The organism is Mycobacterium sp. G7A2, assembly GCF_041902445.1.
Taxonomy (GTDB): Bacteria; Actinomycetota; Actinomycetes; order Mycobacteriales; family Mycobacteriaceae; genus Mycobacterium.
This window is the reverse complement of the sequence record NZ_CP169251.1, coordinates 5422695-5446548: the sequence shown is the minus strand read 5'-3', so window position 1 is coordinate 5446548 and position 23854 is coordinate 5422695. Positions and strand designations below refer to the sequence as shown.

Here is a 23854-nt window from a genome sequence, read left to right as displayed (position 1 = left end):
CGATGGCTGAATCAGACGACGTGGTCTTGCGCGCGGACAACGTGACGAAGTCCTTCGGCGGCGTGACCGCGGTCGACGGAGTGACGCTGCGCGCCCGCAAGGGCACCATCACAGCCGTGATCGGACCGAACGGCGCCGGCAAGACCAGCCTGTTCAATGTGCTGACCGGGTTCGACCAGCCGGATACCGGTGAGGTCGTGTTGTACGGACGGCGTATCGACCGGGAACCGGCGTGGAAGATCGCTCGGCGCGGGATGGTTCGGTCATTTCAGACTCCGGTCGGCTTTCCGCTGCTGTCGGTGTGGGAGAACCTCATGACCGCCGGTGCCGACCAATCGGAATCCTTGTGGTCAGCTGTTTTTCGTCGGTCTCGCTGGACCCGTCAGGAGCGCGAACTCGCTTCTCGGGCGGATCGTCTGCTCGACGAGATCGGGCTTGGAGCGGTCAAGGATCAGCGGCTGGAGGACCTCACCGCCGGTCAGACCAAGCTCGTCGACTTCGCCCGGTTGATGATGGTGCAGCCGCAGATGGTGCTGCTCGACGAGCCGGCAGCCGGAGTGGCTCCCAGTGGAATCGGCAAGTTGTCCGAACAGGTCAGTGACATGCGAGCGCGTGGGATCACCCTGTTGATCATCGACCACAACATCCAGTTCGTCTTCGCGGTGTCGGACTACGTGTACGTGATGGCCGAAGGCCGAGTGGTGGTTTCCGGCACACCCGAGGAGATCGCCGAGCATCCGACGGTCGCCGAGATCTACTTGGGGAGTGCCACATGACGCTGCTTGACGTCCGGGGCGTCACTGCCGGCTACGGCAAGTTGCCCGTCATCCACGACGTCTCCTTGTCGGTCCGGGAAAGCGAGACAGTCGCGCTGGTCGGGCCCAACGGCGCGGGCAAGTCCACGCTGTTGAAGACTGTGTTCCGGCTGCTCAAACCGATGTCCGGGCAGATCGAGTTCTCGGGTTCGGATTTGAAGGCCATTCCGACCGAACGGATGGTGCGCAAGGGTATGGCCTATGTGCCCCAGGGTGGCAACACTTTTCCGACCCTCACCGTCGAAGAGAACATCCGTGTCGCGGCGATGCCGTTGGGCAGGTCCAAGACCGCCGCCGCGCTGGACACAGCGCTGGACCGATTCCCGTCTCTGCGCAAACGGCGCAACAGCAGCGCCTCCACGCTTTCCGGCGGCGAGCGCCAGATGCTCGCTGTCGCCGGCGCATTGGCCTCCAACCCGACCTTTCTGGCGCTGGACGAACCGACGACCGGTCTGGCTCCGACAATTGTGCAGGAACTGATCAGTCGCCTGGCCGACGCGGCCGACAGCGGTGTCGGTGTGCTGTGGGTGGTGGAGGAGAACCCCGCGGCGATCCTGCCGCACTGCAGCCGGGTGCACATCATGCAAGGTGGCCGCATCGGTGAGGAGCAGGATGTCGCCACGGTGCTGCAGGACGAAGGTTTGCGACGGCTCTTCTTCGGCATCGACGAGGCTTCCTCGTAGGCGAATCGTGCCAGGGCCACTAATCGCAAGTACAGCAAGAGAATACGGTTTTAAGTCAGTGTTGTCGTGGGCGGTAATCCGCCGGGGAGGAAGTGCGCTTCATGTCGAGCTCGGGTAGCCAGACGCATACCGTGGAGTTCCTGGTCGAGGAGCGAGTTACGGTCAGCGACGGTCTGGTCTTCGTGTCGGGTCTGACCGCCGCCGACCCTGAGGTCGGCATACCGGCTCAGGCTGCGGTCTCGCCTGAGTTCCCCTATTACGGAGCTGACATCCAGCGGCAGACGACCTACATTCTGGAGAAACTCAGCAGGTTGCTCGAATCGGTGGGTGCCAACCTCGGGGCCGTCGTCAAGACTCAGGTGTTCCTCACCGACTGCCGGTTGTTCGACGCCTTCGACCAGGTGTGGAAGCGCTTCTTTCCGATGCCGCCGCCACGCACGACAGTGGGTGTCGGTTCGGACGCGATGCCGGTGCCGGGCGCGCTGGTCTCGGTGGACGTCATCGCGGCACAGCCTGAGGTCCTCGCGGTCACACAGGTCGACAGCCCGCGGTTACCGAAGCCGCTCGCCAACTACACGCCCTGCGTCGCGGCGGGGGATTGGCTGTTTCTTGCCGGCCAGCTGCCAACAGAATTCGGTGTGACCGGCTTGGCCCCAGCGGCGACGGTGAATCCGAACTTCCCCCATCATGTCTCACCGCTGGTGGCCCAAGCCACCTTCACCCTCGGCATCTGCACCACGCTGCTAGAGGACGCGGGGAGTAACTGGGACCAGGTGGTCCGCGTTCATGTGTTCTTGAAGAACGTTGCCGATGCACCGTTGTTCGAGGCGTTGTGGAACGACATGTTCGACGCCGGTCCTCCGCCGTCTCTGGTCATCGGGGTGGATGAACTGCTGACCGGCGGTGCCCTCATCGAGGTCGACGTCATCGCGATCCGGGCGGCTACCCCCAAACAGGTCCGCACCGCGCCGGACGGCACCGTCGCTGTCGGTGCCAACGCGACGCTGTTCGCCGTGGCCCGGGCTGGGGTGGTCGAGCATGCACACCGGGTGCTCGCCGTCGAGGCGGCTGTGACCACAGCTCTTTCGAGCGCCGGTCAGGCCGCCGGAGACGGCGCGCGCCCGGTCAAGCTGCACGCTTTTCTACCCCACCCGCAGGACACGTTCGGGTTCGGTCGTGGACTCGACAGCGTCGCTCAGGCAGCCGCTGTCACAACCTCGCCGTCGGTCGGCGCCACCGGCGTGGCGATGGAGATCGTCTACCGCGCCGAGAGCTAGCCCTTCCGCGCTAGGTCGTTTGTTCGCCGGACTCCATGGGCGGGGTCGGGATGCCGGCTCGCTTGGCGGCCTTGCGGCGCTTGTACCACTCGACGGCGATGGGCAGCACCGACAGGAGCACGATGCCGATGACGATGGGCTCGAGCAGCTTCTGGATGATCTCGATGCGCCCCAGCCAATACCCCAGCAGCGTCAGACCGACCCCCCATACGACCGCGCCGACGGCGTTGTACAGCGTGAACACCGCGTAGTTCATCCTTGCTGCGCCGGCGGTGATCGGTGCCAGCGTGCGGACGATCGGCACGAACCGGGCGATGACGATCGCGAACGGGCCGCGCTGCTCGAAGAACAGGTGGGCCTCGTCGAGGTACCTCTGCTTGAGGAACCGGGCGTTGGGCTTGAACATGGCGGTGCCGACGTTGCGGCCGATCCAGTAGCCGACCTGCGCGCCGAGGATCGCGGCGATCGGGATGAACAGCAGCAGCTGCCACAGCTGGAAGTTCACGTCGGCGACGTTGCCCTCCGCGGACGCCGTGGAGATGCCCGCGGCCAGCATTCCCGCCACGAACAGCAGCGAATCTCCTGGAAGGATCGGGAACAGCACGCCGGACTCGACGAACACCACCACGAGCAGGCCGACCAACGCCCACGTGCCGAAGTAGCTCAGCAGGTTGATGGGGTCCAGAAAGTCGGGCATCAGGGCGAGATTGTCGATGACCACGGCTCCCTAGGGTACCGGCGCTAGGGTTCATACATGTCCTCCCACAAGGCCGTGCAGGTTCCCGCCGCCAACGAGGCGCTGACCGTCGTCGAGGTCGACACCGTGTCACCACCGCCGGGACATGTGCGCCTCGACGTGGCCGCCTGCGGTGTGTGCGGCACCGACCGCGAGTTCTACGCGGGCCACTTCCCGGGTCTGCAGTGGCCGCTGACGCTCGGTCATGAGATCGCCGGGACCGTGGCCGAGGTCGGCGATGGCGTCGAGGACTTCGCCATGGGCGATCGGGTGGCGGTCGGCTGGTTCGGCGGCAACTGCAACCGCTGCATTCCGTGCCGCAAGGGTCTCTTCATGCAGTGCGAGCGGATGCAGGTGCCCAGCTGGCACTACCCCGGCGGTTATGCCGAGTCGGTCACCGTCCCGTGGACCGCGTTGGCGCGGGTGCCCGAGGGGTTGTCGTTCGTCGAGGCCGCGCCGATGGGATGCGCGGGCGTGACGACGTTCAACGGGCTGCGGCAGACCCGCGCCAAGGCCGGGGACCTGGTCGCCATTCTGGGCGTCGGCGGGCTCGGGCACCTCGGTGTCCAGTGGGCGCGGGCCATGGGCTTCGAGACGGTCGCGATCGCGCGCGGTAGCGGCAAGGCCGATGAAGCCAGGCAGTTGGGCGCCCACCACTACATCGACTCGACAGCGCAGGACGTCGCGGCGGAGCTGCAGAAGCTCGGCGGTGCCGCCGTCGTGCTGGCCACGGCGAACAACGCCGAGGCGATGGCCGCAACCGTCGGCGGGCTCGGTCCGGCCGGGGAACTGGTCGCAGTCGGCGTGACACCGGAGAATCTGCCGATCAGCCCGCTCGACATCATCAACTCGGGGCTGTCGGTGACCGGGCACCCGTCCGGCACCGCGCGCGACGTGGAGGAGACGCTGCACTTCGCGCTGCTGACCGGAGTGCGCGCCATGGTGGAAGAACGACCGCTCGCCCAGGCCGCCGAGGCTTTCGAGGCGATGGACGCCGGCCGCGCGCGCTACCGCATGGTGCTCACCACCTGATCGTCCGCGCACCGGGCCGGGCGAGGCGCTGACGACCGATGACCGCTGCCGGGCATCTGACGGCTGCGCTGTGCATCCAAGCCATTCTTGCGATACTGGCGGGCGACGCCAGCACAGCTGAGAGGAAAGCCGATGCCCATCGCCACGCCCGAGGCCTACGCCGAGATGCTGGGCCGAGCCAAGGAGCACGCGTACGCGTTCCCGGCCGTGAACTGCACCTCGTCGGAGACCATCAACGCCGCACTCAAGGGCTTCGCCGACGCGGGGTCCGACGGGATCATCCAGTTCTCCACCGGCGGTGCGGAATTCGGCTCCGGACTGGGCGTGAAGGACATGGTCACCGGTGCGGTCGCGCTGGCGGAGTTCGCGCACGTCGTCGCCGAGAAGTACCCGATCACCGTTGCGCTGCACACCGACCACTGCCCGAAGGACAAGCTCGACACCTACGTGCGGCCGCTGCTGGACATCTCCTCGGAGCGGGTGCGTGCGGGCCAGAACCCGTTGTTCCAGTCGCACATGTGGGACGGCTCGGCCGTGCCGATCGACGAGAACCTCTCGATCGCGCAGGAACTGCTCAAGCAGGCGGCGGCCGCGAAGATCATCCTGGAGATCGAAATCGGCGTGGTCGGCGGCGAAGAGGATGGCGTGGAAGCCGAGATCAACGACAAGCTCTACACCACGCCCGAGGATTTCGAGAAGACCATCGATGCGCTCGGTGCCGGTGAGCACGGCAAGTATCTACTGGCCGCGACGTTCGGCAACGTCCACGGCGTCTACAAGCCCGGCAACGTCGTGCTCAAGCCCGAGGTGCTCGCCGAGGGGCAGCGGGTGGCCGCGGCGAAGCTGGGCCTGGGCGACGACGCCAAGCCGTTCGACTTCGTGTTCCACGGGGGATCGGGCTCGCTGAAGTCCGAGATCGAGGACTCGCTGCGCTACGGCGTGGTGAAGATGAACGTCGACACCGACATGCAGTACGCGTTCACCAAGCCGGTCGCCGCGCACATGTTCACCAACTACGACGGTGTGCTGAAGATCGACGGCGAGGTGGGCAACAAGAAGGTCTACGACCCGCGTAGCTACATGAAGAAGGCCGAGGCCTCGATGAGCGAGCGGGTTGTGGAGGCGTGCAACGATCTGCTCAGCGCCGGCCGGAGCGTGACCGCCGGCTGAGTCCTCGCTGGCTCGAACACGACGAAATCCGACTTTTGCGCGCGAAGAGCGAGTGATCGCCGGCAAAAGTCGGATCTCGTCGCGTCGAAGGTGTCGAGGGTGAGGCCGCCCGAGGATCGGCGGGCTCGGCTGCTCAACCCGTCGGGGCCTGGCAGATCTTCCACTGGTCGTCGCGGAACTGCAGGTCGAAACTGCGGGTGGAGCGGGTCTGCGGGGCGTACGCCATGAAGGTGGTGACGTTGGCTTCGGCGTGGTCGCCGTTGACCACCACCTGGTCGATGCTGGCGACGACCGGGTACTGCTTGGCGGCCGAAACCCGGGCGTGGGTCTCGGCCCAGGCCTTGTCGTCGTAGCGGACGTAGCTGTCGCGGGTCGCCCCGCAGGTCATGCTGCGCAGTGCGGCGAGATCACCGTTCTGCACTGCGACGTCGAAGTCTTCGATGGTGGACCGGACCATGTCCTCCTGTGAGACCTGCGGCGCGGAGCTGCGGGTGATCAGCAGGGTCCCCAACACGGCGATGGCCGCCAACGCGATCACGATGACCGCGATCGCCACGACCCAGCCCCAGCTGCGTTTGCGCCCGGGCGGTTTGGGGCTGTCGCCGCGCGGGGGGATCTCCTGCGGGCCGGCCGCTCTCTGCGCGGTGAACACCTCGGTGGGCGGCTCACTGGGCCGGTTGATCACCTGGGTGGAGCCGGCGTCGAAACCCGAGGGCGCGGTGAAGCGCCGCTCCTCGGGTTGATCCTGGGCGCCGGGCGCATTCGGATCCGCCGGGGCCATCACCTCGGTGGCAGGCTCGTGTTCGGACTCCGGCAACACCTCGGTCCGCTCGTCTTCGCTGTGCGGGCCGTGCTCGTCCTGCTCGTTCGGCTCGCGGACCTCGTCGGTGGTCTCGTCCGGCCGGTCAGGCTCTGTGGGGTTCGACATCCCTGCTGCGGTCCTCCCTGGCGTCCCCAACGATCGTAACGGCGGAAGCTTAGTCATCCGCGGTGACGCCCGCTCATCCGCGCACGGCACAATGGGGCCATGACTCGGATGGGTGACCTCCTCGGACCAGAACCAGTGCTGCTTCCCGGCGACCCGGCGGCCGAGGCGGAGCTGGATGCGCAGGAGAATCCCGCGATCGTGGCTGCCGCGCACCCGTCGGCGTCCGTCGCCTGGGCGGCGCTGGCCGAGGACGCGCTCGACGACGACAAGGCGGTCACCGCCTACGCCTATGCCCGCACGGGCTACCACCGGGGCCTCGACCAGTTGCGCCGCAACGGCTGGAAGGGCTTCGGTCCGGTGCCGTATGCGCACGAGCCCAACCAGGGCTTCCTGCGCTGTGTTGCGGCGCTGGCCAAGGCGGCCGACTCCATCGGCGAGACCGACGAGTACCAGCGCTGCCTGGATCTGCTCGACGACTGCGATCCGGCGGCGCGCGTCGCGCTGGGGTTGTCCTGACCTAGGTCGTCTCGCATTCGCAGTCGGCGGCGGCGTCCGGGGGTTCCACCTGGACGGTGGAGTGGCCCAGGCCCCGGGCTGTGAGAACCGCACGCGCGTCGTCGAGGACGAGGGCTGCCTCGCGTCTGCTGGTGAGGTGTGCGGTGACCATGTCCTTGCCCGGCACCAGCGTCCACACGTGCAGGTCGTGGACCTCGGTCACCCCTTCCACCGACCCGAGGGCGGTGCGCAGTTCGTCGACGTCGATGTGGCTGGGTGAGCTCTCCGACAGGATCCGCAGCGCTGACCTGGCCAGCGCGATGGCCCGGGGCAGTACCCACAGGGCGACGAGCACCGCGACGACGACGTCGGCGTACGGCCAGCCGGTGGTCACGGTGACGATGCCGGCGATCAGCACCCCGATGCTGCCGAGGGTGTCGGCGACGACCTCCATGTAGGCGCCCTTGACGGCCAGGCTGGATTTCGAATGTGAGCGCAGCAGCAGCACGACCGCGGCGTTCGCGGCAAGTCCGACCAGGGCGACGACGATGAGCGGCACGCCGGGCACTTCGGGGGCGTCCCCGATCCGCTCGACCGCTTCGTACAGGATGAACGCGGCCACGCCCAGCAGCAGCACCGCGTTGGCGACCGCGGTGAACACCTCGGCGCGATGCCAGCCGTAGGTGCGCGACGGCGACGTGCTGCCCCGCCGCGCCATCAGCACCGCGGTCAGGCCCATGAACATCGCGACCAGGTCGGTCAGCATGTGACCGGCGTCGGCCAGCAGCGCGATCGAGTTGATCGCCAGCGCGGTGGTCAGCTCGACGACGAAGAAGATCGACAGGATTCCCGCGGCCAGCACCATCCGGGACACCCGGGCATCGGCGTGGCTGTGGTCGTGTCCGGCACCCATGGCCGCAATATATGCGAACTCGCGCATGTGTTGCAAGGGCCTCGTCTACGATGGCCCGATGCCGCCGACCTGGGAATCTCCTGTGTTCTACCTGGTGACGACGGCCGGATATCCCAACTTCGGTGACGAGCTGATCCTGAGCGGATGGCTGCGTCACCTGGCCCGGGTCGCCCCACGGGCCACGGTGTGGGTCGACACCCATTCGCCGGGCTCCGTGCAGATGCTGCTGGGCGACGCGCACCCCGGCGTGCGGTTCACCGACACGCTGTGGCGCCTGTGCTGGGAGGCGCCGAGTGAGGACCCGTGGGAGGTGGCCAGCTGGGTCCAGCACGCGGTGGCCAATCCCGGCCTGGCGCCGCGCTGGCATCAGGGCATCATGGCGCTGCGCACGCTCGACGTGGTGCACGTCGTCGGCGGCGGCTACGTCAACGCGATCTGGCCGCGCCACGTCGGACTGCTCGCCGGAGCCGCGGCGGCGGCCCGCCATTCCGGCGCCCGGTTGGCGATGACGGGCCAGGGTCTGGCTCCCGAGCCGCCCGGTTCGGCTCCGCTGCTGCGCGCGCTGGCCGACCGGTTCGACGTCGTCGACGTGCGGGACGTGCCGTCCGCGGAGTTGCTCGGCATGGATGCCGGTGAGGCCGGGGTCGACGATGCGTTCCTGACCGTCGGTACCGAGCGCAGCGTCGACCCACGCGAGGTCTGGCGGGACGGTGCCGCGCCCGCGGTCATGGTGTGTCTGCAGTCCGACCTCAACGAGGTCGGGACCGCGGCGGTGGCCGGAGCGACGTTGTCGATGCTGCGCGCCTGGGGTGTCCGCGGCGACCAGGTGTGCGTGGTCGAAGGCATCCCGCGGGTGGACCGCGAGGTGTACGCGTTGATCGAGCACGAGTTACCCGGCGCCGGTTTCTACCCGTTCGCCGATGTGTGGGAGCGCGGCCTGCCGGTCGCGCCGGGGCAGACGTGGATCTCCACCCGGTTTCATCTGCACATGGCCGCGGCGACGGCCGGCGCCGGTGGGGTCGCGATGGCGATCAGTTCGGACTACTACGCGATCAAGCACCAGTCGCTGATCGACCTCGGCTCGGGATGGACCCTGCTCGAGGACATGAGCCAGGTGCCGGCCCGCCCGTCGGGTCGCGGTTTCCCTGCCGGGGCCGTCGACAAGCTGCGGCGTGACAAGATCGCGTTGGCCCACGCCGTGTACGGCGCGGCGGCTCACACCCAGGCCGACCAGAACCGGGTCAGCTGACTTCCCTCCCAGGACAGTCCCGGTGACACCCCGGACAGGTCGAACAGCCAGTACACGGCCCCGAAGAACCACTGGTTCAGGGGCGGGGCGATCAACACGACCAGCAGGATGACAAAGCCCCACTGCTTGGCCGGATCCACCGCCCGCCGGGTCTGCGGGCTCAGGTGCGGTTCGAGTGCGCCGTAGCCGTCCAGCCCTGGAATGGGCAGCATGTTCAGCAGCAGTGCGGTGACCTGCAGGAAACCCAGGAACGCGACGCCGGCCCAGAACACCGAATGCGCCGGGTCGTAGAGCACCCTGGTCAGCGCCAGCAGTGCGATCGCGAAGCCGAGGTTGACCGCCGGGCCGGCGAGGCTGACCAGCGTCTGCCTGCGCGGCGTCATCCACCCGGTACGCACGTACACCGCACCGCCGGGCAGCCCGATCCCGCCGATGGCGATGAACAGCACCGGCAACCCGAGGGACAGCAGCGGATGCGAGTACTTCAGCGGGTTCAGCGTCAGGTAGCCCCGCACCGCCACGTCGTGGTCGCCGAACCGCCAGGCGAGGTAGGCGTGGGCGAATTCGTGCACGCACAGCGTGACCAGCCAGCCCATGATGACGAAGACGAACACCCCGATGTAGGCCAGCGGCCGTGCCTGGTTCGCCGACAGCCACGCCAGCGTCCCACCCGCCGCGGTCGCGGCGAGCAGCGCCAGGAACACCGGGCTGGGCCGCACCGCCTGCCTTGTCGGCCGGACGTTCATGTCTGTGAACGTACCTGCAACTATTTGCGCTTACCGGGCCCGACCCGCAGCCAGCCCTGGGTGTGCCGGTAGAACGTCGAGCGCCGCACCGTGCGTGGCGCCGCCACGCCGTCGCGCACTACCACCGCTCCCGTGGTGCCGAGTTGGGCCGCCCGGCCGGTGACCCAGCGTCGGGGGCGTAACGGGTCCGGGGCACCGTCGGGTGTCCGGCGGGACCTTCCGGGCGCCAGCACCCTGGCGCGCAGACCCGGCGCCGACGCGATCGGCTCGATCCGCACGCCGGCGGCCTCGCCGTCGAACAACACGGTGTCATCGACGACCGCTTCGCCCCGCACCCGCGGCGCGTCGTCGGCCGGCAGCCAGTAGGCCACACCCGTCAGCACGGTCCCGGTTTCGTCGCGGATCAGCGGGACCCGGCGGGCGACACCGGTGAGGGCTGTTCGGGCCTGCCACCAGTGCCGCACGTGCGCCACCTCGACGTCGAGCCGGTCGGCTTTGAGCAGCCGGGTCAGGGCGGCGGCCAGGTCCCGGTCGGCTCCGACAACCACCACCCGGTCGCAGTCGGCCAGGCCGTCGAGGTCGACGACCGGCAACCGGCGTAGCGGCCGCGGCACCCGCCCGGGACCGAAGACCGCCACCGCTGGGATCTCGGGCACCGAGTTCTCCTTTTTCCGGTCGTCCACGTCGAGCAGTGCGACGATCTTGACATGCTCACCCGCCGGAGCTTCCTGCTCGCGTCGGCCACCGGAGCGTCGGTCGCGCTGACCGGGGCGTGTGCTTCCGGCAGCCGGGTCGAGTCGCCAGCCGCAACCGGCCGGGTCGAGTTTCCGATGCGGGCCGCCGAGTCGGAGGTGGATCTCGGCGGGCTGGCCGTGCGTACCTGGACCTACACCGGCACGGTCCCGGCCACCGAGATCCGGCTCCGCGTTGGCCAGACATTGCGGGCGCCGGTAGCCAACCGCCTGCCGCAGGAGACGACGGTGCACTGGCACGGGCTGGCGATCCCGAATGCGATGGACGGCGTGCCGGTGCTGACCGGCCCGGCGATCGCGCCCGGCGGCGACTTCACCTACGAGTTCCAGGTGCCTGACGCCGGCACCTACTACCTGCACTCGCACGTCGGGACCCAACTGGACCGGGGGATGTACGGACCGCTGATCATCGAAGACCCCGAGGACGGCGCGGACTACGACGAGGAATTGGTCGTGGTTCTCGACGACTGGATCGACGGCACCGGCACCGGCACCGATCCCGATCAGGTGTTCACGAAGCTGCAGACCGACGGGATGGCCCCGATGGCACCGGGTGGGCCCGGCGTGAGTCCGACAGCTCCGCTGGGCGCCGACGGGGGTGATGTGACCTACCCCTACTTCCTGATCAACGGCCGCACCACCGCCGACCCACAAGTAGCCGATTTCCGCGCTGGACAACGGATTCGGCTGCGCATCATCAATGCCGGCGCCGACACCGCGTTCCGGGTCGGGGTGCCTGGCGTCGCGATGCGGGTCACCCACACCGACGGCTTTCCGGTGGTGCCGCAGCGGGCCGATTCGGTGATCCTGGGGATGGGCGAGCGGGCCGATGCCGTCGTCGAGTTGAGGTCCTCGGTGCCGGTGATCGCCGCCGCCTACGGCAAGGACGGTTACGCCCAGCTCACCATGCGCGTCGGCGGCGCTCCGTCGAGCGTCGATGTCGCCGCGTTCGTCGCGCAGCTGCGCAGGCAGGCGCCGCTCAACACGGCCACGCTGGCCCCGGACCCGGCGGTCGCGTTGCCCGCGCGCCCGGTCGACACCTCGGTCGACCTCGCGCTGCAGGGGCCGGTGGCGCCCTACGCCTGGCCCATCAACGGCGCGCTGTACGACCCGCCCCGCAACGGCATCCCGCTGCAGGCGGGGGTCCGGGTGCGGATGCGGTACGTGAACCAGACGTCGATGTATCACCCGATGCACCTACACGGACAGACGTTCCAGGTGGTCGGCGGCCCGCGGAAGGACACCGTGCTGGTGCCACCGAAGCGCACCGTCGAGGTCGATTTCGACACCGACAATCCGGGCCGCTGGATCGTGCATTGCCACAACGACTACCACCTCAATGCCGGGATGGCGACGTTCATCGAGTACTGAGGCATCCCCAGGGGCCGCCGTCGCGCTATGGCCGGGTACGTCGGTCGATTACCCTGTCTGCCGGGATGTGCCCAGAAGGGGTTCACGACAAGCGGGAGTACCAGCCATGCCGGCAATCGTGCTCATCGGCGCCCAGTGGGGCGACGAGGGCAAAGGAAAGGCCACCGATCTGCTCGGTGGCCGTGTGCAGTGGGTCGTGCGGTATCAGGGGGGCAACAATGCGGGTCACACGGTGGTCCTGCCGACGGGGGAGAACTTCGCGCTTCACCTGATCCCGTCGGGGATCCTGACCCCCGGGGTGACCAACGTGATCGGCAACGGGGTGGTCGTCGACCCCGGTGTCCTGCTGACCGAACTGCGCGGTCTCGAGGACCGCAGCGTGGACACCGGACAGTTGCTGATCTCCGCCGACGCGCACCTGCTGATGCCCTATCACGTGGCCATCGACAAGGTGGTCGAGCGGTACGCCGGCAGCAAGAAGATCGGCACCACCGGACGCGGAATCGGTCCGTGCTACCAGGACAAGATCGCGCGCATCGGCATTCGTGTCGCCGATGTGCTCGACCCGGTCCTGCTGGCCGAAAAGATCGAGGCAGCACTGGAATTCAAGAACCAGGTGCTGGTCAAGATCTACAACCGCAAGGCGCTCGATCCCGCCGAGGTGGTCGACAACCTGCTGGCCCAGGCCGAAGGCTTCAGGCACCGCATCGCCGACACCCGGCTGCTGCTCAACGAGGCACTCGAAGCCGGCGAGACGGTGCTCCTCGAAGGGTCGCAGGGTACGCTGCTCGACGTCGACCACGGCACGTATCCCTTTGTCACATCGTCGAATCCGACCGCGGGCGGGGCCGCCGTCGGGTCCGGCATCGGCCCGACCCGCATCACCACCGTACTGGGCATCCTCAAGGCCTACACCACGCGCGTGGGGTCGGGGCCGTTCCCCACCGAACTGTTCGACGAGAACGGCGAGTATCTGGCCAAGACCGGCGGCGAGGTCGGGGTCACCACCGGTCGTCGCCGTCGGTGCGGCTGGTTCGACGCCGTGATCGCCCGGTACGCCACCCGAGTCAACGGCATCACCGACTACTTCCTGACCAAGCTGGACGTGCTGTCGAGCCTGCAGACGGTGCCCATCTGCGTCGGCTACACCGTCGACGGCAAGCGCACCGACGAGATGCCGATGACCCAGAGCGACATCGCGCGCGCCGAACCGGTGTACGAGGAGCTCCCCGGTTGGTGGGAGGACATCTCGGGGGCCCGCACCTTCGACGAACTGCCCGCCAAGGCCCGGGATTACGTGCTTCGGCTCGAAGAGCTTGCCGGAGCGCAGGTTTCGTGCATCGGCGTCGGTCCGGGGCGAGAGCAGACCATCGTCCGGCACGACGTCCTCGGGCGCGCGTGACGTCCGCGGCCGACGGCGATCCGGGCTCCGATCCACGCACCGCCGATCCCGACTACGACCGGCACGGCGGCTTCCCCAATTTCCAGCCCGCACAACCCGGGCCGGGCTTCGGGCGCTTCCTGGCGGCGGTGCGCCGAGTGCAGGACCTGGCGGTGTCCGCCGATCCGGATGCGGCCACCTGGGACCGGGCGGCCGAGCTGGCCGAGGAACTCGCCGGGCTGCTCGGACCCTTCGAGGCCGCCGAAGGTGTCGGACCGGCCAACCGGGTGCCGTCGCTGCCGGGTGCGGGCAGTCTGCTGATGCCGCCCTACCGGGTGAGGAAATTCGAGCCCGACGAGGTGGTGCTCGAGGTCGCGTTCAGCCGTTTCTCGGTCGGGGGCAACTACGCGGTGCACGGCGGCGTGCTGCCGCTGCTGTTCGACTCGGTGTTCGGCATGGTGATCCACGCCGCGGGAAGGCCGATCAGCCGCACCGCGTTCCTGCACGTCGACTACCGTCGGGTCACACCCATCGACACCACGCTGACCGCACGGGGCTGGGTGCGCGAGACCGACGGGCGCAAGGCGTTCGTCAACGCCGAGCTGCTCGACCCGGAGGGCAATCTGCTGGCCGAGGCCAACGGGTTGATGATCCGGCTGCTGGCCGGGCAGCCCTGAGGCAGCGCGGGTTGGGCTGATGGAGAAGGGTTTCCGCGACTACTTCCGGACCTGGCTCCGTCAGCCGTTCGACTTCGACTGGACCGTCAACCACCTGCGGTCGCGCGGGTTCCTGCGGATCCACATGGTCTTCATCGGCAGCTTCTCGCTGCTGTACGGGCTGACCGCGCTGCTGACCGTGCTGTGGGCGCAGACCGACGGTGGCGCGGTGGTCGCCACCGCGCTGGTGCTCATCATCGCGGTGAGTTCGGCCGTGCTCGGTGTGCTGTGGATCTTCGGGCCGTGGCCCACCGAACGGCAGTCGATGGCCTTCGCCGTGTACGCCGACATCGCGGTGGTGACCGTGCTTCTGTGCTTCCAGGACGCGTTCACCGCGATGCCGGGACTGGCGTTGCTGGCAACCAACGGCATCTACATCGTGGTGGTGCACGGACCGCGGGCGCTGCTGGCACATCTGGTGTTCACCGCGGCGGCGTTCGCGGGACTCTACGGTTTGGCCCTCGTGCAGGCGACCCAGGCGGCCACGGTCATCACCGTGCGGTTGCTGGTGCTGTTGCCTACGGTCGTCGGTGTCCCGGTGATCGTGCAGTCGCACCTGCTGGCCTTACGCCTGGGCGCGGTCGACGCCCTGCACGATCCGCTGACCAGACTGCACAACCGGCGCGGACTCGACGCGGCGGTGGAACAGCTGGTGCCCGTCGACGGCGGTCAGCTCGGGGTGCTGGCCGTGGACATCGACAAGTTCAAGGCCATCAACGACGCGTTCGGACACGACGCCGGCGACCGGGTGCTGGTGTCGGTGGCCAATGCGACGCGCGACGCCGTCTCGGCGGTCGAGGTCCATGCGGTGATCGCCCGCACGGGCGGCGAAGAGTTCGTCGTCGTCGTGGCGGGAGGTCCGTACGTGCTCGAGCGGGTCGCGACGGTGCTGCACCGGGCGGTGGCCGCCAGCGACGGCCCGGCGGCGCCGACCGTCAGCGTCGGGCTGGCCTGCGAGCCCATCAGTGGTAAAGACGTGGTGGCCGGGGTCCACGATCTGATCGACCGGGCCGACGCCGCGATGTACCGGGCCAAGCACGCCGGGGGAAACCGCACCGTGACGGCCGACGGAGAAGTGGCCCCGGATTGACCGCCGTTCGTGCCACGATGACGGCATGCCCACTCCGGTCGACCGACAGCTGCGGCGCCTGAGCACACCACGGGCGGCGGCGTTCGCCGGGGTGCTGTTCGCGCTGCTGTTCGGGACGGCGCTGGTGCTGATGCGCACCTCGCTGCCCGCCGACGCCGAGCTCGGTCTGCAGTGGGTGGAGGGGCCGGGCAAGCGGCTGCGGGTCGCGGTGGTGTTGATGCCGTTCGCCGGCATCGCCTTCCTGTGGTTCATCGGTGTGGTGCGCGACGGGCTGGGCGAGCTGGAGGACCGCTTCTTCAGCTCGGTGTTCCTCGGCAGCGGGTTGCTGTTCCTGGCGATGATCTTCGCGTCGACGTCGGTGGGCGCAGGGCTGCTGGTGAGCCGCGAGCTGGTGATGCGCGCCGACACCCGCACCGAGGTCGTGGCGTTCGGGCAGGGCCTGCTGCTCGCGCTGAGCAACACCTACGCGCTGCGGATGGCCGCGGTGTTCATGATCTCGCTGGCCACCATCTGGCTCCGAACGCGGCTGATGCCGCGCTGGCTGGTGTTCGCGACCTATGCGACGGCACTGGCCGTGCTGGTGGCCAGCGACATCAACATGTGGATGACGGTCAGCTTCCCCGCCTGGGTGCTCGTGGTCAGTGTGGTGATGCTGGTGCGCGCGGGCGTGATCGACCTGCCCGGCGACGACGAGCGGCGGCTCAGTCCTCCGCCAGGCTCAGCGCGCTCGACGGACACAGCTTGACGGCCTCGCGGACCCGGTCGGCGAGTTCTCCGCTCGGGTCCACGTCCTCGTCGAGCACCACGACGATGCCGTCGTCGTCCTGGTCGAACACGTCGGCGGCGACCATCACGCAGTTGCCCGCCTGGATGCACGCCTCCCGGTCGGCCTGAACTCTCACCAGTTCACCTCCAACGACTTCAGACCGTAGATGAAGTGGAACGAGCGGAACGCCACATCCTCGAAAGCCTCGGCCGGGGACAGCGTCGGGAACCGGCGCAGCAACGCCGGCAGAGCGATCTGCATCTCCATGCGCGCCAGCGGCGCTCCCAGGCAGTGGTGCACGCCGTGGCCGAACGCCAGATGCCCGAGCGCGCCCCGGCCGATGTCGAGGGCATCGGGGTCGGAGATGAATGCGGGGTCGCGGTTGCCCGTGGGCAGCGAAGCGAATACGAGCTGACCCGGCGGGATGACGGTGCCGGCGATCTCGACCTCGGTGGTCGTGATGCGCGGAACCGCCGCGTGCACGATCGACAACCAGCGCAGCAACTCCTCGACCGCCGGCGCGACCGCGGCCGGGTCGTCGCGCACGGCGGCCAGCTGCTCCGGGTGGCGCAACAGTGCCAGGGTGCCCAACGCCAGCATGTTCGACGTCGTCTCGTGACCGGCGAGCAGCAGCAGTCCGGCGATGCCGATCAGTTCGTCGTCGGTGAGCTCGGCGCCGTGCTGGCGCACCAGCATGCCCAGGATGTCGTCACCCGGGCGGCGGCGCGCCCCGTCGACCAACGTCGCCATGTAGGCGCGGCCCTGCCGCGCCAAGTCGAGCCGCTCGGGGATCGAGATCGACAGATCCAGCTGGCGGGCGCTGCGCCGCTGGAAATCGTCGCGGTCGGCATACGGCACCCCGAGCAGCTCACAGATCACCAGCGACGGGATCGGCAGCGCGAAGTGCTCCACCAGGTCGGCCGGGGCTCCGGCGGCGGCGAGCTCGTCCAGCTGGGCGTCGACGATGTCGACGATGCGCGGCTGCAGGCGTCTGATCCGGCGGATGGTGAACTCCGGGGTCAGCATGCGGCGCAGCCGCTGATGTTCGGGCGGGTCCAGCCCGAGCAGGTTCCCCGCGCGGGCCCGGCGCTGCTCCTCGTCGCTGAGTTGGGGCGCGCCGGGAGCGACGAATCCGGGCGGGCGGGAATTGGAGAACCGGGCGTGGTCGGAGAGCACCGTCTTGACGTCGTCGTGGCGGGTGACGAGATACACCGTCATGCCGAACGCGTTGGTCACCGTGCGCACGCCGTCGGTGTCGCGGATCCGCGCCAGCTCGGGGATCGGGTCGAAACCGTTGCGCCGCATGTGCAGCGGCGGCGGGGCGGTGTCGGCGGCGGGTGCCTCGGTCATCACACGACGCTACTCGCCTTGCGGTGTCGGGGACGCGCACCGACGGACGCCGGCCACCAGATCCGCGGCCCGATCAGCGTGAACAACGCGGGGATGACGACCGTGCGGACGACGAAGGTGTCCAGCAGGATGCCCAGGCCGACGATGATGCCGACCTGGGTGAGCACGATCAGCGGAAGCACTCCGAGCACACAGAACACCGCCGCGAGCACGATGCCCGCGCTGGTGATGACCGCGCCCGTCGCCGACACCGCCCGCACGATGCCGTCGGTGGTGCCATGTTCGGGGGTCTCCTCCTTGGCGCGGGTGACCAGGAAGATCGTGTAGTCCACGCCGAGCGCCACCAGGAACAGGAACGCGAACAGCGGGGCGGTGTTGTCCAGTGCCGGGAAGCCGAACACGTGCACGCTGGCCCAGCCGCCCAGCCCGAGGGCGGCCAACGCGGACAGCACGGTCGCGGCGACCAGCACCAGGGGTGCGAGCGCGGCGCGCAGCAGGACGTAGAGCACGGCGAGCACCACGGCGAGGATGGCCGGGATGACCACCACCCGGTCGTGTCGGGCTGCTGCCGCAGCGTCGCGGGCCTTGGCGTCGGACCCGCCGACCAGCCCGGACGGATCAGCCCGGTGCACCGAGTCGCGCAGCGCGTCGACGGCGTCGAATGCCTCGTCGGAGGCCGGTGGGGCGTCGAGTACGACCGTGAACTGCTGCAGGCCGTTGGATGCGGACCCGGCGGGCGTGACCGACACGACGCCGGGGGTGTCGGAGATGGCTCGCTGGACCGTGTCGGCGCGTTGCGCTGAGGCGATGACGACGGTGGGGTCGGTGAGCCCGCTGGGGAAGTGCTCGGCCAGTGTGGAGTATCCGTCGACCGACTCGGCCTGCACCCGGAACTGCTCGGTCTGCGACAGGCCGAGCGGGGTGGCCAGGATGCCGGTGCACAGCAGCGCGAGCGCCCCGATCGAGACCGCGGAGACCGGGGCGGGACGCCGCGCGACCGCCGAGGCGACCCGGTGCCAGACACCGCTGTCGGTCAGTGCCCGCGCCCCCATCCTGGGGATGAACGGCCAGAACAGTTTCCGGCCGAACAGACCCAGCAGCGGGGGCAGCACCAACAGCACGAAGATCGCGGCGACCACGAGTCCCGACGCGGCCTGCACGCCGAGGCTGCGGGTGGTGGGTGCTTCGGCCAGCAGCAGTGTCAGCAGGGCCAGCACCACGGTGGCGTTGGACGCCAGGATGGCCGGCGCCGCCCGGCGCACCGCGACGTCCAGCGCGTCGCGGGGGGACTCGTGGCGGCCCAGCTCTTCGCGGTAGCGCGAGATCAGCAGCAGCGCATAGTTGGTGCCGGCCCCGAACACCAGCACGCTGGTGATGCCCGATGTCGAGCCGTCCGGGGTCATGCCGACGGCCTCGGCGATCGCGGTTCCCAGCACGGCGGCGACCCGGTCGGCGAAGGCGATGACCAGCAGCGGGACCAGCCACAGCGTCGGGGAGCGGTACGTGATGATCAGCAGCAGCGCCACGACGGCCGCGGTCACGGCCAGCAGGGTGACGTTGGCCCCGGAGAACGAGTCGGCGATGTCGGCGCCGAACGCCGGCCCGCCGGTGACCTCGGCGCGCAGCGCGTCGGGCAGGCCGTCGTCGGCGGCGGCACGGACCTTCTCGACCTCGTCGGTCAGGGCGAAGCCCGACAGATCGGCGGCGAGCGGCACCGTGGCCAGCGCGGCCTGCCCGTCGTCGGACACCTGGGTGGGCGGGCCGGGCGGGGCCGTGGCTCCGGCGGCGGTCAGCATGCGCTGGCGCGCCTGCTCCACGGCCTGCAGGTCGTTCTGATCCAGCGGCGCACCGTCGGTCCGGGTGACGACGAGGATCACCGGTACCTCGTCGCTGCCGGGAAACGCCTCCCGGGCGGCGTCGGCCCGGGCGGACTCGGCGCTGTCGGGGACGGGCACCGGGGACTGCTCGGCGGAGCTGCTTTGACCGAGCAGGCCCATCAACGCGCCGGAGGACACCACGATGACGAGGGCGATCAGCCAGGAGAGTCGACGGCTCATGCGAGCCAATATTTCAGATAATTAACAATTAATCAATTGAAATTCTGGCTATGGTGGGCTGGTGCCAGAGCCCGACCGCCCTGCGCTGGAGATGCTGATCGCCGACGACGTCCGCGCGATGAACGCCGAGTCCGACCAGATCGGTCAGGTGTTCGCGGGCCGGCACGCGCTGACCGCGAACGACTTCCGCGCGCTGCTGCACGTCATGGTTGCCGAGACCGCCGGGACACCGCTGAGCGCCGGGGAACTGCGCCAGCGCATGGGGACCTCCGCCGCGGCGGTCACCTACCTGGTGGAGCGGATGATCGCGTCCGGGCATCTGCTGCGCGATCCCGATCCCGCCGACCGGCGCCGGGTCAAGTTGCGGGTCGCCGAGCACGGCCTGCAGGTGGGGCGGGACTTCTTCACCCCGCTGGCCGAACACACCCACGCGGCGCTGACCGACCTGCCCGACAGCGATCTCGCCGCCGCGCACCGGGTGTTCGGCGCACTCATCGACGCGATGGGTGCGTTCCGTACCGACCTCGGCGACACCGCGGGCAACCCCGCTTGAGCATGGCGACACGGCGCGAGCCGTCCCGTCTGGCAGGCTGGTGATCCGATGGCAGACATGACGGACGATGACGCAGTGACCGGGCCGACAGCCTCCCGTGGTGCGGTCTCGGTGATGCTGCTGGGCGCCTCGGACCTGACCGGCGAACTGGCCTCGGCGTTTCGCCACCTCGGTGCCGACGTGGCGACCGTGCCGGGTTACTCCGACACCGCGACGCTCACCGCCCTGATCGACGAGTCCCGGCCCGACTTCGTGGTGGCCGACACCTCCGCGGTCGCGACGGACGCCCTGGTCGGCCTCGCCGAGCGGGACGACCTGGAGGTGTTCCCGACGCCGCGCACCGCCCGGCTGTCCCTGGACGGAGAGGGCCTGCGCCGGCTGGCCGCCGACGAGCTCGGCCTGCCGACCGCGCCGTTCTGGTTCGCCGGATCGGCGCAGGAACTCGGCGCGGTCGCCCAGCACGCGGGTTTTCCGCTGGTGGTCAAGCCCGTCGCGGCGGTTCCCGGGGAGGGGGAGTCGGTGCTGCTGCGCCCCGACGACGTCGAGCCGGCGTGGCGGCGCGCGGTCGCCGGCGGTGCGTTGAGCATGAAGCGGGTGATCGCCGAGTCCGTCGTGGAGGTCGACTTCGCGGTGACGCTGCTGACCGTGCGCACGGTCGGCGCGGCCGGGCCGTCGGTGTCGTTCTGCGAACCGATCGGCCACCACCGCGGTGACGGGGACACGCTGGAATCCTGGCAGCCGCAGCAGCTTTCGCCCGCGGCTCTGGATGCGGCGAAGTCGATCGCGGCCCGGATCGTCAACTCACTGGGCGGTCGCGGGGTGTTCGCGGTGGATCTGCTGGTGCACGGCGACGAGGTGTACTTCTCCGATGTGCGTCCGCGGCCGTCGGACAGCGGGCTGGTGACGGTGCGCTCGCAGCGGCTGTCGCAATTCGAACTGCATGCCCGCGCCGTCCTGGGCCTGCCGGTGGACACCATCATGATCTCGCCGGCCGCGATGCAGGTCGACCGGCACGACTCTGTCGGTGCTCAGGTCGGACTGCACGGCTCCGCCGATGCGGTGCTCCCCCCGCCGGTGCTGGCCGACGCGCTGGCCGTCGCAGAGAGCGACGTCCGGGTACTGGCGGCCGACGGGGCCGGTGAGGCAGGACGCGCGGTGCTGGTGGCGCTGGCCACCGCGCCGGACCCGATCGTCGCCCGCGACCGCGCCCGCCGGGTCGCGACCGCGCTGCGCAGGTCGCGATGAGCGAACCCGAGGACTCGTCGACCGGGTCCAGCGTGGGCCCGTTCCTGGGTGCGCTGACGATCATTGTCGCCGTCGTGATCGCAATCTGGTTGTTCAACATCTTCTCCGGCGACGAACTCACCGACGACCAGCAGATCGCCCGCGCCGTGTCGGCGCAGAACGCGGCGCTGCAACAGCGCAACTACGCCGAATTCCTCGTCTACACCTGCTCCGAGGAGTGGGGTGAGGAATCAGAAATTCTTGACCGGCAGCGTGATTCGGTGGCACAACGTGGTGAACGCATCGTCGAACGGGTGGCCGGGGTGAACGTCGCCGGAGACCGAGCCACCGCCGAGGTGACCTACTACTTCGACAAGGATTCGGACACGAAGGAGACGGTGCAGGTCGACCTGGTCCGACGCGAAGGCGTCTGGAAGGTCTGTTCGACCGGTCCCAGGTAGCTGTGGGACACTCACGACCGTGGGTTATGCCGGAGACATCACACCGCACGAGGCCTGGAAGCTGCTGAGCGAGAACAGCGATGCGGCGCTGGTGGACGTGCGCACCGCCGCCGAGTGGCGTTTCGTCGGGGTCCCCGATCTGACGTCGCTGCACCGCGAGGCGGTCTACATCGAGTGGAACCGCGGAGACGGCACCCGGAACGAGGGCTTCGTCGACGATCTCAAGGCCGCCGGGCTCACCCCTGGTCAACGCCCCGTGGTGTTCCTGTGTCGGTCCGGCAACCGCTCGATCGGGGCGGCCGAGGCCGCCACCGAGGCGGGCATCGGGCCCTCGTACAACATTCTGGACGGCTTCGAGGGCAACCTCGACGAGAACAAGCACCGGGGCGTCACCGGATGGAAGGCCGACGGGCTGCCCTGGACGCAGTCATGAGCGCCGACGAGCAGGTCCCCTCCGTGCGCATCCCGGCGCCGCTGCCCGACGGGGTCAGCCAGGCCACCGTCGGGGTGCGCGGCGGGTTGCTGCGCTCGGGGTTCGAGGAAACCGCCGAGGCGATGTTCCTGACGTCGGGGTACGTCTACGAGTCCGCCGCCGACGCCGAGAAGGCGTTCACCGGCGACATCGACCGGTACGTGTACTCGCGCTACGGCAACCCGACGGTGTCGATGTTCGAGGAACGGCTGCGGCTGCTCGAGGGTGCACCCGCCTGTTTCGCCACGGCGTCGGGCATGTCGGCGGTGTTCACCTCGCTCGGCGCGCTACTGGGCGCCGGCGACCGGTTGGTCGCCGCGCGCAGCCTGTTCGGGTCGTGCTTCGTGGTGTGCAACGAGATCCTGCCGCGCTGGGGAGTCGAGACCGTGTTCGTCGACGGTGAGGACCTCGCGCAGTGGGAGGAAGCGCTGTCCGTCCCGACGCAGGCGGTGTTCTTTGAGACGCCGTCGAACCCGATGCAGTCGCTGGTCGACATCGCCGCCGTCTGCGAGCTCGCCCATGCGGCGGGGGCGAAAGTGGTGCTGGACAACGTCTTCGCCACCCCGATCCTGCAGCAGGGTTTCCCGCTCGGCGCGGACGTGGTGGTGTACTCGGGCACCAAACACATCGACGGGCAGGGCCGCGTGCTGGGCGGTGCCATTCTGGGCGGCACGGACTACATCGACGAACCGGTGCAGAAGCTGATGCGCCACACCGGGCCTGCACTCAGCCCGTTCAACGCCTGGACTCTGCTGAAGGGACTCGAGACGCTGTCACTGCGGGTCACCCACCAGAACGCCTCGGCGCACCGCATCGCCGAGTTCCTGGAATCCCATGCCGGGGTGCGGTGGGTCCGGTATCCGTTCCTTGAGTCGCATCCGCAGTACGACCTCGCCAAGCGCCAGATGACCGGTGGTGGCACCGTCGTCACGTTCGAGCTGGACGCCCCCGACGGCCGGGGCAAGGAGCGGGCGTTCGAGGTGCTGGACCGGCTGCAGATCGTCGACATCTCCAACAACCTCGGTGACGCGAAGTCGTTGATCACCCACCCCGCCACCACCACTCATCGCGCGATGGGCCCCGAGGGCCGCGCCGCGATCGGCCTCGGGGACGCCGTGGTCCGGATCTCGGTGGGGCTGGAGGGCACCGACGATCTGATCGCCGACCTGGACCGGGCGCTGGGTTAGGTGTCTCGCCGGTCGGATCAGAAGAAGGCCCGGCGCAAGAAGCGCCGGGCCGCCCGCGACCAGACCTGGTTGCCCGAGGGGATGGGGGAGCGAGTGGCCGAGGTGGTCGCCGATCTGGAGGAGTTCGACGCACGGTTGGCCGAGCGGGGTTGGCAGTTCAACGATCCCGAGCACCCGGACGACGACGTCGGTGTCTCGTGGTTCTGGCCGCCGTCGTTCGTCGACGTGGACGGCCGCGAGGACGACGATGACACCATGCGGGCGACAGTGATCGCACTGCTCGAAGACGAGGGTGGCGAGATCGCCCACGTGTTGCTGGTGGGCACCGCCGACGACTACCAGTTCGACCTCGGCGAGTTGCTCGAGAACCTCGACGTCGTCGAGGGGTACCGCGCCGGTGACCCGCCGCCGGTGTTCGAGCAGTAGGGTC

26 protein-coding genes are annotated in these 23854 nt (G+C 69.1%); 18 read left to right on the top strand and 8 right to left on the bottom strand.

Annotated elements, in window-relative coordinates; all coding sequences use genetic code 11:
- Positions 1-2: 2 nt before the first annotated feature.
- From ACEWX3_RS25955 to ACEWX3_RS25945, 3 genes are all read left to right on the top strand, one after another.
- Positions 3-776 (top strand): ABC transporter ATP-binding protein, encoded by a 774-nt coding sequence (locus ACEWX3_RS25955; RefSeq protein WP_374158104.1) that lies wholly within the window; start codon positions 3-5, stop codon positions 774-776.
- Entirely contained in the window at positions 773-1498 is a 726-nt protein-coding gene (locus ACEWX3_RS25950) for an ABC transporter ATP-binding protein (protein WP_207068091.1), read from the top strand. Before ACEWX3_RS25955 ends, ACEWX3_RS25950 begins: the two co-directional genes overlap by 4 nt.
- Before the next feature lie 101 nt (positions 1499-1599).
- The gene (locus ACEWX3_RS25945; RefSeq protein ID WP_207068090.1) at positions 1600-2775 is read left to right on the top strand and encodes a RidA family protein; all 1176 of its coding nucleotides are present in this window, start codon (positions 1600-1602) and stop codon (positions 2773-2775) included.
- A gap of 10 nt (positions 2776-2785) precedes the next feature.
- Here ACEWX3_RS25945 and ACEWX3_RS25940 read toward each other — a convergent pair whose 3' ends face one another.
- A complete protein-coding gene (locus ACEWX3_RS25940) occupies positions 2786-3472 on the bottom strand; it encodes a VTT domain-containing protein (RefSeq protein ID WP_207068127.1) in 687 nt (228 codons plus the stop codon).
- A 57-nt stretch (positions 3473-3529) separates the two neighbouring features.
- On the opposite strand from ACEWX3_RS25940, the gene ACEWX3_RS25935 reads away from it, so the two are divergent.
- Positions 3530-4543 carry an alcohol dehydrogenase catalytic domain-containing protein gene (locus ACEWX3_RS25935; protein ID WP_207068089.1) on the top strand — a complete coding sequence of 338 codons (1014 nt, stop codon included), beginning with the start codon at positions 3530-3532 and terminating at the stop codon, positions 4541-4543.
- A 132-nt stretch (positions 4544-4675) separates the two neighbouring features.
- On the top strand, positions 4676-5713 hold the full coding sequence (fbaA, locus tag ACEWX3_RS25930; RefSeq protein ID WP_207068088.1) for a class II fructose-bisphosphate aldolase: 1038 nt from the start codon (positions 4676-4678) through the stop codon (positions 5711-5713).
- A 133-nt stretch (positions 5714-5846) separates the two neighbouring features.
- Here the strand turns inward: fbaA and ACEWX3_RS25925 are convergent, their stop codons facing one another.
- On the bottom strand, positions 5847-6641 hold the full coding sequence (locus ACEWX3_RS25925; RefSeq protein WP_374158103.1) for a DUF4878 domain-containing protein: 795 nt from the start codon (positions 6639-6641) through the stop codon (positions 5847-5849).
- Between the two features lie 99 nt (positions 6642-6740).
- Here ACEWX3_RS25925 and ACEWX3_RS25920 point away from each other — a divergent pair, with 99 nt between their 5' ends.
- Positions 6741-7157, top strand: coding sequence for a DUF3151 domain-containing protein (locus ACEWX3_RS25920; protein WP_207068086.1), 417 nt, complete (start codon positions 6741-6743; stop codon positions 7155-7157).
- Position 7158: 1 nt separating this feature from the next.
- Here the strand turns inward: ACEWX3_RS25920 and ACEWX3_RS25915 are convergent, their stop codons facing one another.
- A complete protein-coding gene (locus ACEWX3_RS25915) occupies positions 7159-8049 on the bottom strand; it encodes a cation diffusion facilitator family transporter (protein ID WP_207068085.1) in 891 nt (296 codons plus the stop codon).
- 58 nt (positions 8050-8107) lie between these two features.
- Here ACEWX3_RS25915 and ACEWX3_RS25910 point away from each other — a divergent pair, with 58 nt between their 5' ends.
- Positions 8108-9298 (top strand): polysaccharide pyruvyl transferase family protein, encoded by a 1191-nt coding sequence (locus ACEWX3_RS25910; RefSeq protein ID WP_374158102.1) that lies wholly within the window; start codon positions 8108-8110, stop codon positions 9296-9298.
- Here ACEWX3_RS25910 and ACEWX3_RS25905 read toward each other — a convergent pair.
- Together ACEWX3_RS25905 and ACEWX3_RS25900 are read right to left on the bottom strand one after the other, a co-directional pair.
- Positions 9265-10044: a site-2 protease family protein gene (locus tag ACEWX3_RS25905; protein WP_374158101.1), complete on the bottom strand. Its 780-nt coding sequence runs from the start codon at positions 10042-10044 to the stop codon at positions 9265-9267. The two genes, ACEWX3_RS25910 and ACEWX3_RS25905, sit on opposite strands and share 34 nt — an antisense overlap.
- Before the next feature lie 20 nt (positions 10045-10064).
- Positions 10065-10700 (bottom strand): peptidase M50, encoded by a 636-nt coding sequence (locus tag ACEWX3_RS25900; RefSeq protein WP_374158100.1) that lies wholly within the window; start codon positions 10698-10700, stop codon positions 10065-10067.
- 51 nt (positions 10701-10751) lie between these two features.
- Between ACEWX3_RS25900 and ACEWX3_RS25895 the strand changes: the two genes are divergently transcribed.
- The 5 genes from ACEWX3_RS25895 (at position 10752) to ACEWX3_RS25875 (ending at position 16099) form a co-directional block, all read left to right on the top strand.
- Entirely contained in the window at positions 10752-12167 is a 1416-nt protein-coding gene (locus ACEWX3_RS25895; RefSeq protein ID WP_374158099.1) for a multicopper oxidase family protein, read from the top strand.
- Positions 12168-12273: 106 nt separating this feature from the next.
- Entirely contained in the window at positions 12274-13569 is a 1296-nt protein-coding gene (locus ACEWX3_RS25890) for an adenylosuccinate synthase (RefSeq protein WP_374158098.1), read from the top strand.
- Entirely contained in the window at positions 13566-14225 is a 660-nt protein-coding gene (locus ACEWX3_RS25885) for a PaaI family thioesterase (RefSeq protein ID WP_207068081.1), read from the top strand. Before ACEWX3_RS25890 ends, ACEWX3_RS25885 begins: the two co-directional genes overlap by 4 nt.
- Before the next feature lie 19 nt (positions 14226-14244).
- Positions 14245-15354 (top strand): diguanylate cyclase, encoded by a 1110-nt coding sequence (locus ACEWX3_RS25880; protein ID WP_374158097.1) that lies wholly within the window; start codon positions 14245-14247, stop codon positions 15352-15354.
- A 25-nt stretch (positions 15355-15379) separates the two neighbouring features.
- Positions 15380-16099, top strand: a complete 720-nt coding sequence (locus ACEWX3_RS25875) for a hypothetical protein (protein WP_207068079.1) — start codon at positions 15380-15382, stop codon at positions 16097-16099.
- Here ACEWX3_RS25875 and ACEWX3_RS25870 read toward each other — a convergent pair.
- Genes ACEWX3_RS25870 through ACEWX3_RS25860 form a run of 3 tightly spaced genes read right to left on the bottom strand, consistent with a single transcriptional unit; the run spans position 16056 to position 19527 of the window.
- The gene (locus ACEWX3_RS25870; protein WP_207068078.1) at positions 16056-16256 is read right to left on the bottom strand and encodes a ferredoxin; all 201 of its coding nucleotides are present in this window, start codon (positions 16254-16256) and stop codon (positions 16056-16058) included. The two genes, ACEWX3_RS25875 and ACEWX3_RS25870, sit on opposite strands and share 44 nt — an antisense overlap.
- Positions 16253-17470: a cytochrome P450 gene (locus ACEWX3_RS25865; RefSeq protein ID WP_374158096.1), complete on the bottom strand. Its 1218-nt coding sequence runs from the start codon at positions 17468-17470 to the stop codon at positions 16253-16255. The genes ACEWX3_RS25870 and ACEWX3_RS25865 overlap by 4 nt, the downstream gene beginning before the upstream one ends.
- Positions 17470-19527: an MMPL family transporter gene (locus tag ACEWX3_RS25860; protein WP_374158095.1), complete on the bottom strand. Its 2058-nt coding sequence runs from the start codon at positions 19525-19527 to the stop codon at positions 17470-17472. The genes ACEWX3_RS25865 and ACEWX3_RS25860 overlap by 1 nt, the downstream gene beginning before the upstream one ends.
- Before the next feature lie 91 nt (positions 19528-19618).
- Here ACEWX3_RS25860 and ACEWX3_RS25855 point away from each other — a divergent pair, with 91 nt between their 5' ends.
- The 6 genes from ACEWX3_RS25855 to ACEWX3_RS25830 are packed head-to-tail and all read left to right on the top strand — an operon-like array spanning position 19619 to position 23850.
- On the top strand, positions 19619-20080 hold the full coding sequence (locus ACEWX3_RS25855) for a MarR family winged helix-turn-helix transcriptional regulator (protein ID WP_374159959.1): 462 nt from the start codon (positions 19619-19621) through the stop codon (positions 20078-20080).
- Between the two features lie 57 nt (positions 20081-20137).
- On the top strand, positions 20138-21325 hold the full coding sequence (gene purT / locus ACEWX3_RS25850; protein ID WP_374158094.1) for a formate-dependent phosphoribosylglycinamide formyltransferase: 1188 nt from the start codon (positions 20138-20140) through the stop codon (positions 21323-21325).
- A complete protein-coding gene (locus ACEWX3_RS25845; RefSeq protein WP_207069219.1) occupies positions 21322-21765 on the top strand; it encodes a lumazine-binding protein in 444 nt (147 codons plus the stop codon). The genes purT and ACEWX3_RS25845 overlap by 4 nt, the downstream gene beginning before the upstream one ends.
- A gap of 19 nt (positions 21766-21784) precedes the next feature.
- The gene (locus ACEWX3_RS25840; RefSeq protein WP_207069218.1) at positions 21785-22198 is read left to right on the top strand and encodes a rhodanese-like domain-containing protein; all 414 of its coding nucleotides are present in this window, start codon (positions 21785-21787) and stop codon (positions 22196-22198) included.
- On the top strand, positions 22195-23424 hold the full coding sequence (locus tag ACEWX3_RS25835) for an O-succinylhomoserine sulfhydrylase (protein WP_374158093.1): 1230 nt from the start codon (positions 22195-22197) through the stop codon (positions 23422-23424). The genes ACEWX3_RS25840 and ACEWX3_RS25835 overlap by 4 nt, the downstream gene beginning before the upstream one ends.
- A complete protein-coding gene (locus tag ACEWX3_RS25830) occupies positions 23425-23850 on the top strand; it encodes a hypothetical protein (RefSeq protein WP_374158092.1) in 426 nt (141 codons plus the stop codon).
- Positions 23851-23854: the final 4 nt, after the last annotated feature.

Bases quoted from the DNA above. Each gene is read 5' to 3' on its own strand.
- ACEWX3_RS25920 (WP_207068086.1), top strand. From the start codon at position 6,741: ATGACTCGGATGGGTGACCTCCTCGGACCAGAACCAGTGCTGCTTCCC.
- ACEWX3_RS25915 (WP_207068085.1), bottom strand. From the start codon at position 8,049: ATGGGTGCCGGACACGACCACAGCCACGCCGATGCCCGGGTGTCCCGG.
- purT (WP_374158094.1), top strand. From the start codon at position 20,138: ATGACGGACGATGACGCAGTGACCGGGCCGACAGCCTCCCGTGGTGCG.
- ACEWX3_RS25945 (WP_207068090.1), top strand. From the start codon at position 1,600: ATGTCGAGCTCGGGTAGCCAGACGCATACCGTGGAGTTCCTGGTCGAG.
- ACEWX3_RS25880 (WP_374158097.1), top strand. From the start codon at position 14,245: ATGGAGAAGGGTTTCCGCGACTACTTCCGGACCTGGCTCCGTCAGCCG.
- ACEWX3_RS25905 (WP_374158101.1), bottom strand. From the start codon at position 10,044: ATGAACGTCCGGCCGACAAGGCAGGCGGTGCGGCCCAGCCCGGTGTTC.
- ACEWX3_RS25925 (WP_374158103.1), bottom strand. From the start codon at position 6,641: ATGTCGAACCCCACAGAGCCTGACCGGCCGGACGAGACCACCGACGAG.
- ACEWX3_RS25860 (WP_374158095.1), bottom strand. From the start codon at position 19,527: ATGAGCCGTCGACTCTCCTGGCTGATCGCCCTCGTCATCGTGGTGTCC.
- ACEWX3_RS25835 (WP_374158093.1), top strand. From the start codon at position 22,195: ATGAGCGCCGACGAGCAGGTCCCCTCCGTGCGCATCCCGGCGCCGCTG.
- ACEWX3_RS25940 (WP_207068127.1), bottom strand. From the start codon at position 3,472: ATGCCCGACTTTCTGGACCCCATCAACCTGCTGAGCTACTTCGGCACG.
- ACEWX3_RS25935 (WP_207068089.1), top strand. From the start codon at position 3,530: ATGTCCTCCCACAAGGCCGTGCAGGTTCCCGCCGCCAACGAGGCGCTG.
- ACEWX3_RS25865 (WP_374158096.1), bottom strand. From the start codon at position 17,470: ATGACCGAGGCACCCGCCGCCGACACCGCCCCGCCGCCGCTGCACATG.
- ACEWX3_RS25845 (WP_207069219.1), top strand. From the start codon at position 21,322: ATGAGCGAACCCGAGGACTCGTCGACCGGGTCCAGCGTGGGCCCGTTC.
- ACEWX3_RS25950 (WP_207068091.1), top strand. From the start codon at position 773: ATGACGCTGCTTGACGTCCGGGGCGTCACTGCCGGCTACGGCAAGTTG.
- ACEWX3_RS25895 (WP_374158099.1), top strand. From the start codon at position 10,752: ATGCTCACCCGCCGGAGCTTCCTGCTCGCGTCGGCCACCGGAGCGTCG.
- ACEWX3_RS25955 (WP_374158104.1), top strand. From the start codon at position 3: ATGGCTGAATCAGACGACGTGGTCTTGCGCGCGGACAACGTGACGAAG.
- fbaA (WP_207068088.1), top strand. From the start codon at position 4,676: ATGCCCATCGCCACGCCCGAGGCCTACGCCGAGATGCTGGGCCGAGCC.
- ACEWX3_RS25890 (WP_374158098.1), top strand. From the start codon at position 12,274: ATGCCGGCAATCGTGCTCATCGGCGCCCAGTGGGGCGACGAGGGCAAA.
- ACEWX3_RS25875 (WP_207068079.1), top strand. From the start codon at position 15,380: ATGCCCACTCCGGTCGACCGACAGCTGCGGCGCCTGAGCACACCACGG.
- ACEWX3_RS25855 (WP_374159959.1), top strand. From the start codon at position 19,619: ATGCTGATCGCCGACGACGTCCGCGCGATGAACGCCGAGTCCGACCAG.
- ACEWX3_RS25910 (WP_374158102.1), top strand. From the start codon at position 8,108: ATGCCGCCGACCTGGGAATCTCCTGTGTTCTACCTGGTGACGACGGCC.